Here is a 15122-nt window from a genome sequence, read left to right as displayed (position 1 = left end):
TCGGGACCGCGCGCACCGCACAGGTGTTCGGGGCAGGCGAGGAAACCAGGAGACGATCACCCGCTCGGCCGGCGCGATCATGAACAGGTGACTGGGATGTGACGGGAGGGACCAGTGCGACCCAGGGTCGAGGAGGTCCGGATCCAGGGACTCGGTGTCATCGACGAGGCCGTCCTGGAGCTTTCGCCGGGATTCACCGTGGTCACGGGCGAGACCGGCGCGGGCAAGACGATGGTGGTCACCGGGCTGGGGCTGTTGTTCGGCGGTAGGGCCGACCCGGCACGCGTGCGCCCGGGGGTCGACAAGACCACCATCGAGGGCACGCTGGTCATCGAGGCGACGGGCAGGGTGGCCCAGCAGGTCGAGGACCTGGGCGGCACGGTCGAGGAGGGCGAGCTGATCATCTCGCGCACGGTCTCCGCCGAGGGGCGCAGCCGCGCCTGGCTCGGCGGCCGCGCGGTTCCGGTCGGCACGCTCACCTATCTGGCCGACGACCTGGTGGCCGTGCACGGCCAGATGGACCAGCAGCGGCTGCTCCAGCCCGCCAGGCAGCGTGCGGCGCTCGACAGATACGCGGGCGAGGAGCTGGTCAAGCCGTTGCGCGCCTATACCCAGGCCCACAAACGGCACAAGGAGGTCGGCGAGCGGCTCCTGGAGATCACCACGCGGGCCAGGGAGCGTGCGCAGGAGGCCGGCGTCCTGCGGTTCGGGCTGGAGGAGATCGAGAAGGTCGCCCCCAGGGCCGGTGAGGACGTGGAGCTGAAAGAGGAGGAGGCGCGGCTCTCCCACGCCGACGCCTTGCGCAACGCCGCGACGAACGCGCACACCGCGTTGCTGGGCGACCCGATGAGCGGCGGTGCCGAGACGGTGCAGGACGCGATCACCCTGCTCGGGCAGGCGCGCGCGGCTGTGGAGGCGGCGCGCGAGTTCGACCCGGCCCTCGGCGGGCTGGGCGACCGGCTCGCCGAGGCCGGATACCTGGTCACCGACGTGGCCACCGAACTCGCCGCCTACGCGGAGTCGGTCGAGGCCGACCCGAGAAGGATGGCCGCGGTCCAGGAGCGCAGGTCCCTGCTCGGCGGCCTGATCCGCAAGTACGGTGTGGACGCCGCGTCGGTGCTCGCCTGGGCCGAGCAGGCGGCGCTCCGGGTGGACGAGCTCGACGGCGACGACGACCGCATCGAGGAGCTGACCCGCGAGCACGACGAGCTGACCGAGCGGCTGACCGAGCTGGCCGCCGAGCTGACCAGGATCCGCACCGCGGCGGCGACCCGCTTCGGCCAGGCGGTCACCGACGAGCTGACCGCGCTCGCCATGCCGCACGCGCGTGTGGTGGTGCAGCTCACCCGGAGCCAGGACTTCGGCGTGCACGGCGTCGACGAGGTCGAGGTGCGCATGTCCGCCCACCCCGCCGCGCCGCCGCTGCCGCTCAACAAGGGCGCGTCCGGTGGCGAGCTCAGCCGGGTGATGCTCGCCATCGAGGTGGTCTTCGCGGGTGCCGACCCGGTGCCGACCTTCGTCTTCGACGAGGTCGACGCGGGTGTCGGCGGCAAGGCGGCGGTCGAGATCGGCCGCCGGCTCGCCATGCTGGCCCGAACCGCGCAGGTCATCGTGGTCACCCACCTTCCGCAGGTGGCCGCGTTCGCCGACCAGCACCTCGTGGTGGAGAAGGCGAGCGACGGCAGGGTCGTCCGCAGTGGCGTGGTCACCCTCGATCACGAGAGCCGGGTGCGGGAGCTGTCGCGGATGCTCGCCGGCCTGGAGGACTCCGAACTCGGCCGCGCGCACGCCGAGGAGCTCCTGGAGATCGCGGCGGCGACGAAAGTGTGAACTTGCCGCGTCGGGCAGCGGTCATTCGCCGTACCCGATCATCACGGTCCGTTACAAAACCGACACGCCGCGACTCGTGTGGGCCGAGGGGGTCGCTCACTCTGGCAGGATGGTCACGATGAAGGTTCCGGGCATGAGGGTTCCGGGCCTCCGCCGCTGGAAGGTCGACGACCTTCCCGGGGTGACGGCAGTGGCGAGAATCGATCGGCGGACCAAGAGGCTGACCAAGCGCCTCAGGCCCGGGGAGATCGCGATTATCGATCACGTTGACGTCGACCGGGTGAGCGCGGAGGCGCTTGTCGCATGCGGTGTCGCGGCGGTGGTCAACGTGGCGGCCGGCATCAGCGGGCGCTATCCGAACCTCGGCCCTCAGATCATCGTCGAAGCCGGGATCCCGTTCGTCGACAACGCCACTCCCGAGCTGTTCGAGCGGGTCAAGGACGGCGACGTCGTCCGGGTCCACGAGGGTGTCGTCTATCTGCTCGAAGAGATGGTCGGCAAGGGCGACCTGGAGACCGTGGAGTCGGTCGAGGCGGCGATGACCGAGGCCCGAGCCGGGCTCTCCGTCCAGATCGAGGCGTTCGCCGCCAACACCATGGAATACGTCCGGCGCGAGCGTGACCTGCTCATCGACGGGGTCGGCGTACCGGAGATCCGCACCTCGATGGAGGGCCGCCACGTCCTGATCGTGGTGCGCGGCTACCACTACAAGGAAGACCTCGCGACGCTGCGCCCCTACATCCGGGAGTACCGTCCGGTGCTGATCGGGGTGGACGGCGGCGCCGACGCGCTGCTGGAGGCCGGCTACCTGCCCGACATCATCGTCGGCGACTTCGACTCGGTCTCGACCAAGGCCCTCACCGGCGGCGCCGAGCTCGTGGTGCACGCCTACCGGGACGGCCGTGCGCCCGGCCTGGAACGGGTGCACCAGCTCGGCCGCGAGGCCGTGCTCTTCCCCGCCCTCGGCACCAGCGAGGACATCGCGATGCTGCTCGCCGATGACAAGGGCGCCGATCTGATGGTGGCCGTCGGCACGCACGCGACCCTGGTGGAGTTCCTCGACAAGGGTCGCTCCGGCATGGCGAGCACCTTCCTCACCCGCCTGCGGGTGGGCAGCAAGCTCATCGACGCGAAGGGCGTCAGCCGGCTCTACCGGAGCCGGATCTCCACACCGTCGCTCCTTTTGCTCGTGTTGACCACCCTGATCACCTTCGGTGTGGCACTCGCGGTGTCCCCCGTCGGCCAGATCTGGCTGAACGGTCTGCGCGACTTCTGGAACGGCTTCATCTTCTGGTTGGTCGGACTCTTCTCGTGATCGATTTCCGCTATCACCTCGTCTCGATCGTCGCGATCTTCCTCGCGTTGTCGGTCGGCATCGTGCTGGGCACCGTCTTCTTCCAGGAGCCGGCCATCGACCTCGCGAAACAGACGGTGGAACAGGTCAGGCAGCGCAACACCGACCTGCAGACGGAGATCGACACCCTGAAGCGCCGCGAGGGCGGCAACGACGAGTTCATCGGGACCCACGCCGCCCAGCTCGTCCAGGGCGCCCTGACCGGCGAGCGAGTGGTCATCGTGGAGCCGCCGGGCGTGACGGCCGCGCTGCGCGACGCCATGCAGCAGGCGCTCACCCAGGCGGGGGCGGCGGTGAGCGGGCGGGTCGCGATCACCGAGAAGTACCTCGATCCCAAGCAGACCGGGCTGGTCGACCAGCTCGCCATGGCGGCCAAGCCCGCCGAGATGACCTTCCCCGAAGACGCCACGCCGTACGACAAGGCCGCCGCCGTGCTCTCGGCGGCGGTCGTCACCGGCGACAGCGCGCAGGGGGGCCGGGAGAACCCCGCCGCGGCCGGGGCGCTCGACGCGTTCCAGAAGGGCTCGCTGATCACGATGAGCGGCGCTCCCTCTCAGCGGGCCACGCTGGCCGTCATGATGGCCCCCGCCGATCCCTACGAAGGCGACAACGCCGACGTGCAGAACGACGCGATCGTGGCGCTGGCCGCCGGGCTCGACGGCGCCGACGGCGGCACCCTCATCGTCGGCACCGAGGCCGCGGCGGGCGCCGGCGGTTTGATCACCGCGTTGCGCGACTCGGACGAGGCCGCCGACACCGTGTCCAGCGTGGACACCGCCGACCTCCCGATGGGCAGGGTCGTCGCGGTCTACGCGCTGCGGGAACAGCTCGCGGGCGACTCCGGTCACTACGGCGTGGGCCCCATGGCCTCCGCCGTCGAGCCCAGTCCTTCCCCCTCATCCACCCCCAGCTCATCCGGAGGCTGACCGATGGCCCGTGCCCTCATCGCCGCCCTGGCCGGAGCGGCGCTCGGCGCCGTGGCCGCGCGGGCCGCCTACACCGCCTTCCGCCGGCGGCCCCCGCTCGGCGACGAGAAGACCTGGACCCGCACCAACCATCGCGGCGAGCCGATCACGCTCCTCGAAGGCCCCGCGTTCGTCGCGGGCGCGGGCGTGGCCGCCGCGCTCACCCCGGGCCTGCCCGGCAGGGTCAAGGCCGCCGCACTGCTCGCCGGGGTCGGCAGCGGTGCGCTCGGCGCCTACGACGACCTGTACGGCGGAGCCTCCTCCAAGGGGTTCAAGGGACACCTCGGCGCCCTCGCCAAGGGTGAGGTCACCAGCGGCGCGGTGAAGATCCTCGGGATCGGCGCCACCGGTCTGGCGGCGGCCACGCTGGTGTCGCGGGGCCCGGTCGACACGCTGGTCAACGGGGCGGCCGTCGCGGGCAGCGCCAACCTCGCCAACCTGTTCGACCTGCGGCCGGGCCGGGCCATCAAGGTGGGCCTGCTCACCGGCGGCCCGCTGCTCGGCGTCTCGCTGCTGCGTGGCCGTCCGGTCGCGGCCGCACTCACCGCGATTCCGCTGGGCGCCGCCGTCGCGCTGCTGCCCGACGACCTCGGCGAGCGGGCCATGCTGGGCGACGCGGGCGCCAACGCGCTGGGCGCGCTCCTCGGCCTCGCCGCCGTCACCCGGCTGGGCCGTCCCGGCCGCCTGGCGCTGCTGGGCACCGTCGCGGCGCTGACCGCGGCCTCCGAGAAGATCAGCTTCACCAAGGTCATCGCGGGCAACCCGGTGCTGAACCGCGTCGACATGCTCGGCCGCCGCCCGGCGCCGCCCGCCGTCCCCGCTCCCGTCCCGGCCGGGGTCTGAAGCGAGCGGAAGTGTTCAAACGGCTCGGCACGGGGATCGCCGGGGCGGCGGTGCTCATCGGGGCCATCACGATCGCCGCCCGGGTGACCGGATTCGGCAAGCAGCTCGCTTTCGCCCGTACCGTCGGGACCGAGTGCCTGTCGACCGCCTACTACACCGCCAACCATGTGCCCAACCTCGTCTACGAGGTCGTCGTCGGCGGCGCGCTCGCGGGAATGGTCGTGCCGGTCCTGGCCGGGTCCGCCACGCTGGCGATCGCCGGCGACCATGAGGCGAGAGCCCGGGTCGGCCGCGTCACCTCGGCACTCCTCACCTGGGTGATCATCGTACTGGTCCCGCTCGGCGCGCTCACGGCGGTGTTCGCCGAGCCGATCATCCGCCTCTTCCTCGGCGCCGCCGTGGAAGGCTGCGACGACACCGCCGGCCTGGTGACCGTGGCGACCAGGATGCTCGTCGTCTTCGCCGCGCAGATCCCGATGTACGGCGTGGCCGTCGTCCTGTACGGCGTGCTCCAGGCGCATCGGCGGTTCGCCGGGCCCGCGGTGGCCCCGCTCCTCTCCAGCCTGGTGGTCATCGCCGCCTACCTGGCCTTCGTCCCGCTCAGCGGCGGCCATCACCCCGACCTCGCGGACGTTCCCTGGCCCGCCGAGCTGGCCCTGTCGGCGGGGACGACCCTCGGCGTTCTCGCGCTCGTGGTCGCCGTGATCGGCCCCGCCGCCCGGCTCCGGCTGCGCCTGCGGCCGACGTTGCGCTTCCCGGACGGTGTCGCCGTGCAGGTCAGAAGCCTGGCGGCGGCGGGGCTGGCCGCGCTGCTCGCCCAGCAGGCCGCGATGGCGCTGGTCGTCATCCTGGCCAATCGGAAGGTGGGGGTGGGGGGCATCGCCGCCTACAACTACGCCTGGGCGATCTACCAGGTGCCCTACGCGGTGCTCGCCGTACCGATCGCGACGAGTGCCTTTCCCGCGCTCGCCGCGCGGGCGGCGGACGCCGTGGGGTTCGCCGCGACCGCCGCGCGGACCAGCCGGGCGGTGGTGCTGGTGTCGGGGCTGGCGGCCGGGTTCCTGGGGGCGGTGGCGCTGCCGGTCGCGAAGGTGTTCGTGCAGGGCACCGACAGCGGGGTCGACGCGGGGGAGCTGGCCAGGGGGATCGCGCTGTTCGCGCCCGGGCTCGTCGGGTACGGGCTGGTGGCGCATCTCAGCAGGGTGCTGTACGCGGCGGGGCGGGGGCGGGCCGCGGCCGCGGGGATGGTCACGGGATGGGTCGCCGTGATGATCGCGCAGACGGTCTTCGTGTTCGTGCTGCCGCGTGACTGGCTGATCGGCGGTCTCGCGCTGGGGAGCGCCGTCGGGATGAGCGTCGGCGGCGGCCTGCTGGCGGTGGCCGTGGTGGGGGCGCGGGGAGCGGCGGCGCTCGCCGGGGTGGGGAGGGCGACGGCGGCGGCGGTGCTCGGCGGCGGTCTCGGCTGGCTCGCCGGCGCGGCCGTGGTGGCCTGGCTCGATCTGGACGGCGTGTGGGCGAACGTGTTCCTGGCCGCCCTCGCCGGTCTGGTGGCCCTCGCCGTGAGCGGGCTGGTGGCGGTTCTGGTCGACGGGCCCGACGCTCGTGCGGTGCTGGCGCGGGTCACGCGCCGGAGGGACGACGTGGGAGAGGAAGGCTGATGGGCGAGCTGCGGATCATGCTGGTGCTGGGAACGAGTTCCGGCGGGGTGGGGCGGCACGTACGGATGCTCGCCGGCGGGCTGGTGCGGCAGGGACACCAGGTCGTGGTGGCGGGGCCCGCCGGCACCGAGGATCGCTTCGGGTTCACCGCCGCGGGCGCCCGCTTCCAGCCCGTCCCGATCTCCGACCGGCCGCACCCGCTTCGTGATCTGCGTGCGGGGACGACGATCCGGGGGGTGGCCGCGGGCCCGCGTCCCGGCGTCCCGGGGGCGGGCGCGGACGTGGTGCACGCGCACGGGGTGCGGGCCGGGGCGCTGGCCGGGCTGGCGTTGACGGGGACCCGGGTGCCGCTGGTGGTGACGTTGCACAACGCGCTCACCGCGGGCGGGGCCGTGGGGGCGGTGTACGGGGTGCTGGAGCGGGTGGTGGCCCGGAGGGCGTCGGCGGTGCTCGCGGTGTCCCCCGATCTGGGCGAGCGGATGTCGGCGCTCGGGGCGAAGGACGTGGCGGACGCCGTGGTGCCCGCGCCCGCTCCGGCCGGGCCTCGCCGTACGCCGGAGGCGGTGCGTGCGGAGCTGGGCGCCGGTGACCGGCCCGTGCTGCTCACGATCGCGAGGCTGGCCCAGCAGAAAGGGCTGGAGACGCTCCTCGACGTCGCGGCGGGATTCCCGGGCGGGCCGCTCTTCGTCGTGGCGGGGGGCGGGCCGTTGCGGGCGGAGCTGGGGGAGCGGATCGATCGGGACGGGCTTCCCGTGCGGCTGCTGGGGGACCGGGACGACGTCCCCGACCTGCTCGCCGCGGCGCACGCCGTACTGGTGCCGAGCAGGTGGGAGGGGCAGCCGCTGAGCGTCCACGAGGCGTTGCGGGCCGGGCGGCCCGTCGTCGCGACCGCCGTGGGGGGGATCCCCGCGATGGTGGGGGACGCGGGGCTGCTGGTGCCGTACGGCGATGTGGCGGCGATGCGGACCGCGGTGGCGCGCGTGCTGGACGACCCCGGCCTGGCCCGGAGCCTCGCCGAGGCGGCGGTACGGCGGGCCGGCGAGTTGCCGGACGAGGAACAGGCGCTCTCGGCGGCCCTGGCCGTCTACCGCCGCTGTGCCGGCGGCCGTCCCCGGCCGGGGCGTGCCGACGAGACGGGACGCTGATCCGGCGCCTCCGGATCGGGATGGCCCGGCTTTCAGAGGGGTTTGATCAGCGCGTATCCCGGTCCGTGGGGGATGATTAGGTCAGGCTTAGCCGTTCACCTATACTGAGCCGATTAGGGGGGGAGTATCCCTTCGCGACAGTCTCGTCATCACGGTGCCGCCTCGCTCCACGAGGCCCCCGGGGCTGCCGGTCCGTCTTGTTCAAGGGCGGGAGAGACCTCCGGCAGACTTGTCGCGCGCGCCGGAGGGTCAATTAACTGTGGACGTTTCTGTATGGGCATGGGCCGCCGTGATCGGCGGCCTTCTTGTGGTGCTCGCCGTCGATCTGTGGATCGTCGACCGAGGTGAACCCCGCGAGTTCTCGATGCGGCAAGCCGGCTTCTGGGTCGGCTTCTACGTCAGTCTCGCGGTTCTCTTCGGCCTCGGCGTCTGGCTGTTCGACGGGCCGACCCACGCGGGCCAGTTCTTCGCGGGCTATCTCACCGAGTACAGCCTGAGCGTGGACAACCTGTTCGTCTTCTACATCATCATGACCCGCTTCGCGGTCCCCAAGGAGTACCAGCACAAGGTGCTGCTGGTGGGCATCGTGATCGCGCTCGTCATGCGCGGCATCTTCATCGCCCTGGGCGCCGCCGCCCTGGCCAACTTCAGCTGGCTGTTCTACGTCTTCGGCATCTTCCTGATCTACACCGCGGTCAACCTCGTCCGCCAGCACGGCAAGGAAGACGATCTCAACGAGAACGCCCTGCTGCGCTGGGCCAGGCGTGCGCTGCCGACCACCGACGACTACGTGGGCTCCAAGGTCACCGTCAGGGTCGACGGCCGGCGGATGGTCACTCCGATGCTGATCGTGATGATCGCGATCGGCACCACCGACCTGCTGTTCGCGATCGACTCGATTCCGGCCATCTTCGGGCTCACCCAGGACGCCTTCATCGTCTTCACCGCCAACGCGTTCGCCCTGATGGGCCTGCGCCAGCTCTACTTCCTGCTCGGCGGTCTGCTCCAGCGTCTCGTCTACCTCAGCTATGGTCTGGCGTTCATCCTCGGTTTCATCGGAGTTAAGCTGATTCTTGAGGCGCTGCACTCCGGTGGCGTCACGTGGGCTCCCGAGGTGCCGATCTGGATGTCGCTGTCCGTCATCGTGCTCAGCATGTTCGTCACGACGGTCGCCTCTCTGGTCAAGTCCCGGCGCGACGCGCGCGGGGAGATCTCGACCGCCGACAGTTCGACACAGGGCTAGCGGAACGGCGTTCGAGACGGTTTGCTTGTCTCATTACGCCGACTATGGGTTGTGGGATCGGTAACATTCTCCACAAAGGCGGCGCACATAGCCGAAAGTCATCACAAAAGGTTCCCCGTGTCCCACGATTCTGCAAGGTCCAAGTCCGGCCGGGTACGGCTGGCCCGCGGTGTCTCACCGTGGCTGGCACCGACCGCGGCGGCCGCGGCGGCCACCTCGCTCCTCGCCGGGCGAGACCGGCGCTGGGCGTTCGCCGCGGTCCCGCTGACCGCGCTCACCGGCGGCATGCTCTGGTTCTTCCGCGATCCCGAGCGTGCCCCAGGGCCCGCGCGGATCCTCTCGCCGGCCGACGGGGTGGTGCAGAGCATCGACCCGTGGCCGGACGGCCGGACCAGGGTGGCGATCTTCATGAGCCCGCTCGACGTACACGTCAACCGGGCGCCTCTTGCCGGGACCGTCACCTCGGTGGAGCATGTGACAGGTGGATTCGTTCCCGCCTTCAACAAGGACAGCGACCAGAACGAGCGCGTGGTATGGCATTTCGACACCGAACTCGGCGACATCGAACTGGTGCAGATCGCCGGCGCGGTCGCGCGCCGCATCGTGCCGTATCTGAGGGTGGGCGCCAAGGTGGCGCGCGCCGACCGGATCGGACTGATCCGGCTGGGCTCACGGGTGGACGTGTACCTCCCCGAGGGCATCGCCCCGGCGCTGACCGTCGGGCAGAGAACCGTTGCGGGGGTGACAGGCCTTGACCACGGCTGACGCTAGCTGGCCGGTGGAGGAACTGGACGACGTCGACGAACCCAAGGGTCCGGTCGGTAAGGCGTTCCGCCTGTCCGCCGCGGACTCCTTGTCACTGGGCAACGCGCTGTGCGGCTTCCTCGCCGTGTGCGTGCTCGCCTGGTCGGCGATCAGCCAGCTCCAGGCGGAGCAGAAGTTCGCTCCTGAGCCACGCTACTTCGCGACCGCGGTGGTGCTGCTGCTGATCGGCGCCACCTGCGACCTGTTCGACGGGCTCGTGGCACGCAGGTTCCGGGCCTCCGCGATGGGCGCGGAGCTCGACAACCTCGCCGACGTGATCAGTTTCGGCTTCGCGCCGGCCTTCATGGTGGTGATCTGGGCGGGCTTCACCTCGAAGCTCCCGCTCTGGCTGGTGCTGTGCGCCGCGGCCTCGGTGCTGATCGCCGGTGTCGTACGGCTGGCCAGGTTCGCCTGCGTGAAGACCAACAGCGGCGACTTCATGGGACTGCCCATTCCGATGGGCGCCATGACCGTCGTCTCGGTCGTCCTGCTCTTCCAGCCGACGTACCTGTCGCTGGGCGCGATCTTCGCGGTGGCCTGGCTGATGGTCAGCCGGATCGAGTATCCCAAGCCCAAGGGCCAGCTCGCCGCGGTGGTGCTCGCCTGGATCATGATCAACGTCGCCTGCCTGACCGTGTGGGCGGCCTGGCCCGAGGGCGGCGACACGCTGATCAAGGTCGGTGCGAGCATGCAGATCGCGCTGGTCACGGCGATCCCGTTGCGCGTGCTGATGTTCAAGCGGGAGCAGCGCAGGGAACGCCGCCCCGGCTGATCGTCCCTGAGCCGGATCCGACGGCGAAGACCCGTGCACCGGGTCTTCGCCGTTCCGCGTTCCGGGGGCTACCAGCCGCGGGCCTCCCACTCGGGGAGCGAGGCGCGCTCCGCCCCGAGCGTGGTGTCCCTGCCGTGACCCGGGTAGACCCAGACCTCGTCGGGCAGCCTGTCGAAGATGCGCTCCTTCACGTCTCCGAAGAGCTGGGCGAAGCGGGCCCGGTCGCCCTGGGTGTTGCCCACCCCGCCGGGGAAGAGCGAGTCGCCGGTGAACAGGTGGGCGTCCTGATGGAGCAGGGCGATCGAGCCGGGTGTGTGACCGCGCAGGTGGATGACGTCCAGGCTCACGACGCCCACGGTGATCCGGTCGCCGTGCTCGACCTCCAGGCCGACGGGCACCGGCAATTCGGGTGCGTCCAGGGTGTGGGCGACCACCGTGGCCCCGGTGGACCTGGCCAGTTCGGTCAGTCCCATCCAGTGGTCCTTGTGCCGGTGGGTGGTGACGATCTTGCTGATCGGCAGGTCGCCGATCAGCTCGCGCAGCCGGTCGGGCTCGGCCGCCGCGTCGATCAGCAGGCCGTCGCCGGTCTCGTTGCAGCGAAGCAGGTAGGCGTTGTTGCCGAAGTCGCCGACCTCGAGCTTGCTGATGGTCAGCTCGGTCAGCTCGCGGACGTCGGCGGGGCCGCCTTTGGAGACGTCGCCGGTGTAGGTCACAAATACTCCCTCGACAGTGTCGCGTTCGGGCCCGCCGCCATGCGGCCCCTAAGGGTCCTATCCTCCACTACGCGGGCATAACTCGGTCGCCTCCCGTTGTTCCACCAGGTGACCTGCGAGAAGGCAGCCGGGCCCCTAGTCTGAAGAGGGCCGGGCACCGGGCGCCGGAAATTGTCGTAGCCCCCCGCTACCCTGCCCGTGAAGCAGGTACTGACCTTTTCGACCTTCGACATCGGGACCGCCGTGGCTGACCGCCTCATCGTGCGTGGCGCACGTGAACACAACCTCAAAGACGTCTCCCTGGATCTGCCACGGGATTCTCTGATCGTCTTCACCGGGCTCTCCGGGTCCGGCAAGTCCAGCCTGGCCTTCGACACCATCTTCGCGGAGGGCCAGCGCCGCTACGTGGAGTCGCTGTCGTCCTACGCCAGGCAGTTCCTCGGCCAGATGGACAAGCCGGACGTCGACTTCATCGAGGGCCTCTCGCCCGCGGTCTCCATCGACCAGAAGTCGACCAGCCGCAACCCGCGTTCGACCGTGGGCACCATCACGGAGGTCTACGACTACCTGCGGTTGCTCTGGGCGCGCATCGGCAAGCCGCACTGCCCGCAGTGCGAACGGCCCATCGCCCGGCAGACCCCCCAGCAGATCGTCGACCGCGTCCTGGAGTTGCCCGAGGGCACGCGTTTCCAGGTCCTGGCGCCGGTGGTCCGCGGCCGCAAGGGCGAATACGCCGAGCTCTTCGGCCAGCTCCAGACCAAGGGCTTCGCCAGGGCCAGGGTCGACGGCACGGTGGTCCGGCTGGAGGAGCCGCCCACCCTGAAGAAGTACGAGACGCACGACATCGAGGTGATCGTCGACCGGCTCGCGGTGAAGGACACCGCGCGGCGGCGGCTCACCGACTCGGTGGAGACCGCGCTCCTGCTCTCCGGCGGCACCATCACGCTGGAGTTCGTCGACCTCCCCGACGACGACCCCGGCCGTGAGCGGTTCTACTCCGAGCACCTCTACTGCCCCTACGACGACCTGTCGTTCGAGGAGCTGGAGCCGAGGTCCTTCTCCTTCAACTCGCCGTTCGGCGCCTGTCCCGACTGCACCGGGCTCGGCACCCGGATGGAGGTCGACCCCGACCTGGTGGTGCCCGACCCGGAGAAGACGCTCGGCGACGGCGCCCTGTCACCGTGGGCCAGCGGCCACACCAGCGACTACTTCATCCGGCTCGTCGAGGCGCTGGGCAACATCATGGCCTTCACCCTCGACACTCCGTGGGAGCGGCTGAGCAAGAAGGCGCAGAAGGCCCTGCTGCACGGTCACGACGAGCAGGTCCACGTCCGCTACAGCAACCGCTACGGCCGGCAGCGCTCCTACTACACGACCTACGAGGGCGTCATCCCCTGGGTGCAGCGCCGGCACGTGGAGGCGGAGAGCGACTCCTCGCGCGAGCGGTTCGAAGGCTTCATGCGCGAGATCCCCTGCCCGACCTGCAAGGGCGCCAGGCTGAAGCCGGTCTCGCTCGCGGTGACGGTCGCCGACCGGTCGATCGCCGACATCTCGGGTATGTCGATCGGGGAGTGCGCGAAGTTCCTGGCCGCGCTGAAGCTCTCCGACCGTGACATGCAGATCGCCGAGCGGGTGGTCAAGGAGATCAACGCCCGGATGGGCTTCCTGCTCGACGTCGGCCTCGACTACCTGACCATGGACCGCGCGGCGGGCACCCTGGCCGGTGGCGAGGCGCAGCGGATCCGCCTGGCCACGCAGATCGGCTCCGGCCTCGTCGGCGTCCTCTACGTGCTCGACGAGCCCTCCATCGGCCTGCACCAGCGTGACAACCACCGGCTGCTGGAGACCCTGATCCGGCTCCGCGACATGGGCAACACGCTGATCGTCGTCGAACACGACGAGGACACGATCGCCGCGGCCGACTGGGTCGTCGACATCGGCCCCGGAGCCGGTGAGCACGGCGGCCAGGTGGTGGTCTCCGGCACCGTAGAGGACCTGCTCACCAGCGAGGAGTCGATGACCGGCGCCTACCTGAGCGGCCGGAAGTCGATCGGCGTCCCCGCGGAGCGCCGCAAACGGGACAAGAAGCGTCAGCTCACCGTCAAGGGCGCCCGCGAGCACAACCTCAAGGGCGTCGACGTGGAGTTCCCGCTCGGCGTGTTCACCGCCGTGACGGGCGTCTCGGGCTCGGGCAAGTCGACCCTGGTCAACGACATCCTCTACAACGCCCTCGCGAGAGACCTCAACGGCGCCCGTACCGTCCCCGGCCGGCACTCCCGGGTCAACGGCGTCGACCAGGTGGACAAGGTCGTGCACGTGGACCAGTCGCCGATCGGCCGCACCCCGCGGTCCAACCCGGCGACCTACACCGGCGTCTTCGACCACGTGCGCAAACTGTTCGCGGCCACCGGCGAGGCGAAGATCCGCGGCTACCTGCCCGGCAGGTTCAGCTTCAACGTCAAGGGCGGGCGCTGCGAGGCGTGCGCGGGCGACGGCACCATCAAGATCGAGATGAACTTCCTGCCCGACGTCTACGTCCCCTGCGAGATCTGCCACGGGGCCCGCTACAACCGGGAGACCCTGGAGGTCCACTACAAGGGCAAGACGATCTCCGAGGTGCTCGACATGCCGATCGAGGAGGGACTGGCCTTCTTCGAGGCCATCCCGGCGATCAAGCGGCACCTGAAGACGCTCAACGACGTGGGCCTCGGTTACGTGCGGCTCGGCCAGCCGGCCACCACGTTGTCCGGCGGCGAGGCCCAGCGGGTGAAGCTCGCCTCGGAGCTGCAGCGCCGCTCCACCGGGCGCACCGTCTACGTTCTCGACGAGCCGACCACCGGCCTGCACTTCGAGGACATCCGCCGGCTCCTCGGCGTGCTCGGCCGCCTGGTCGACGGCGGCAACACGGTGATCGTCATCGAGCACAACCTCGACGTCATCAAGACCGCCGACTGGGTCGTCGACATGGGCCCGGAGGGCGGGTCCCGCGGCGGCGGCCTGGTGGCAGCCGGTACGCCCGAGGACATCGCCCTGGTCGAGGCGAGCCACACGGGCAGGTTCCTGCGGAAGATCCTGGCCATCTGACTGGGCCTCCCACGCGGGAATGGGTGGCCCCTCCCCAGATCGGGGACCGGGGCCACCCGTCAATACGCTTGGGACAAGCCCGGTTTCGGGGGAGTTGCGAGGAGGGGCCGCAACACGATGTCCACGGAGACAGCTGAGTTCGTCATGCCGGAAAACGGGCCGACGCGGCGCCGGGTGCTGGGCGTCGCCGGTGTGGCCGCCTGCGGGGTCGCGCTGACCGCGTGCGGCGCCGGTGAGCCGGGCGTGCCCGCCGTACCGCCGGGGATCAAGGGGAAGGTCATCGCGAAGACGGCCGACGTCCCGGTCGGCGGCGGCACGGTGATCGACAAGTGGAAGGTCGTGATCACTCAGCCGTCGGCGGGGGTGTTCAAGGCGTTCACCGCGAACTGTCCGCACAAGGGCTGCGCGGTGGGGCGGGTCGAGGAGGGGATCATCCAGTGCCCGTGTCACGGCAGTGAGTTCGCGGCGGACTCCGGAAAGTGCCTGAAGGGGCCCGCGGAGGCGCCGCTGGCCGAGTTCCCGCTGCGTGTGGACGACGACGAGATCGTGCTGCTCTGACCCGCCGTACGGGTAAATATTCATAGTTCCCAGGGAAGACGTTCGCCAGGCTGAACCTGTGCCGGGTGCGAGCCGTACGTCTAGGAAAGAACCCTGGGAGGGTGACTGTGTGTACCTTGTCGCTTATCAGCCCGCGAGCCGGGTCCTGTCTGC

Annotated in this window: 12 protein-coding genes; 11 read left to right on the top strand and 1 reads right to left on the bottom strand. The window is 70.7% G+C overall.

Annotated elements, in window-relative coordinates; genetic code table 11:
- Nucleotides 1-114: 114 nt before the first annotated feature.
- From recN to pssA, 9 genes are all read left to right on the top strand, one after another.
- Complete coding sequence (gene recN / locus MBA17_RS17605; protein ID WP_238497555.1) at nucleotides 115-1830, top strand: DNA repair protein RecN; 1716 nt, start codon at nucleotides 115-117, stop codon at nucleotides 1828-1830.
- Nucleotides 1831-1948: 118 nt separating this feature from the next.
- Entirely contained in the window at nucleotides 1949-3145 is a 1197-nt protein-coding gene (gene steA / locus MBA17_RS17600; RefSeq protein WP_238497554.1) for a putative cytokinetic ring protein SteA, read from the top strand.
- Entirely contained in the window at nucleotides 3142-4110 is a 969-nt protein-coding gene (locus MBA17_RS17595) for a copper transporter (RefSeq protein WP_238497553.1), read from the top strand. Before steA ends, MBA17_RS17595 begins: the two co-directional genes overlap by 4 nt.
- Before the next feature lie 3 nt (nucleotides 4111-4113).
- Nucleotides 4114-4992 (top strand): hypothetical protein, encoded by an 879-nt coding sequence (locus MBA17_RS17590; RefSeq protein ID WP_238497552.1) that lies wholly within the window; start codon nucleotides 4114-4116, stop codon nucleotides 4990-4992.
- An 11-nt stretch (nucleotides 4993-5003) separates the two neighbouring features.
- Nucleotides 5004-6650 carry a murein biosynthesis integral membrane protein MurJ gene (murJ, locus tag MBA17_RS17585; protein WP_238497551.1) on the top strand — a complete coding sequence of 549 codons (1647 nt, stop codon included), beginning with the start codon at nucleotides 5004-5006 and terminating at the stop codon, nucleotides 6648-6650.
- Nucleotides 6650-7795 carry a glycosyltransferase family 4 protein gene (locus MBA17_RS17580; RefSeq protein ID WP_238497550.1) on the top strand — a complete coding sequence of 382 codons (1146 nt, stop codon included), beginning with the start codon at nucleotides 6650-6652 and terminating at the stop codon, nucleotides 7793-7795. Before murJ ends, MBA17_RS17580 begins: the two co-directional genes overlap by 1 nt.
- Nucleotides 7796-8054: 259 nt before the next feature.
- Nucleotides 8055-9038, top strand: coding sequence for a TerC family protein (locus MBA17_RS17575; protein ID WP_238497549.1), 984 nt, complete (start codon nucleotides 8055-8057; stop codon nucleotides 9036-9038).
- Nucleotides 9039-9155: 117 nt separating this feature from the next.
- Nucleotides 9156-9803, top strand: a complete 648-nt coding sequence (locus MBA17_RS17570; RefSeq protein ID WP_238497548.1) for a phosphatidylserine decarboxylase — start codon at nucleotides 9156-9158, stop codon at nucleotides 9801-9803.
- Nucleotides 9790-10614: a CDP-diacylglycerol--serine O-phosphatidyltransferase gene (gene pssA, locus MBA17_RS17565; protein WP_238497547.1), complete on the top strand. Its 825-nt coding sequence runs from the start codon at nucleotides 9790-9792 to the stop codon at nucleotides 10612-10614. Before MBA17_RS17570 ends, pssA begins: the two co-directional genes overlap by 14 nt.
- 68 nt (nucleotides 10615-10682) lie before the next feature.
- Here pssA and MBA17_RS17560 read toward each other — a convergent pair whose 3' ends face one another.
- The gene (locus tag MBA17_RS17560; protein ID WP_238497546.1) at nucleotides 10683-11327 is read right to left on the bottom strand and encodes an MBL fold metallo-hydrolase; all 645 of its coding nucleotides are present in this window, start codon (nucleotides 11325-11327) and stop codon (nucleotides 10683-10685) included.
- 243 nt (nucleotides 11328-11570) lie between these two features.
- Between MBA17_RS17560 and uvrA the strand changes: the two genes are divergently transcribed.
- Both uvrA and MBA17_RS17550 read left to right on the top strand, forming a co-directional pair.
- Nucleotides 11571-14411, top strand: a complete 2841-nt coding sequence (uvrA, locus tag MBA17_RS17555; protein ID WP_238497591.1) for an excinuclease ABC subunit UvrA — start codon at nucleotides 11571-11573, stop codon at nucleotides 14409-14411.
- 117 nt (nucleotides 14412-14528) lie between these two features.
- Nucleotides 14529-14969: a Rieske (2Fe-2S) protein gene (locus tag MBA17_RS17550; protein WP_238497545.1), complete on the top strand. Its 441-nt coding sequence runs from the start codon at nucleotides 14529-14531 to the stop codon at nucleotides 14967-14969.
- The last annotated feature ends 153 nt before the right edge of the window (nucleotides 14970-15122 follow it).

This window comes from Dolomitihabitans soli (assembly GCF_022213955.1).
In the GTDB taxonomy this organism is placed as follows: Bacteria; Actinomycetota; Actinomycetes; order Streptosporangiales; family Streptosporangiaceae; genus Streptosporangium_A; species Streptosporangium_A soli.
Note: the sequence above shows the minus strand (reverse complement) of the source record. Positions and strands in the feature narration are given on the sequence as shown.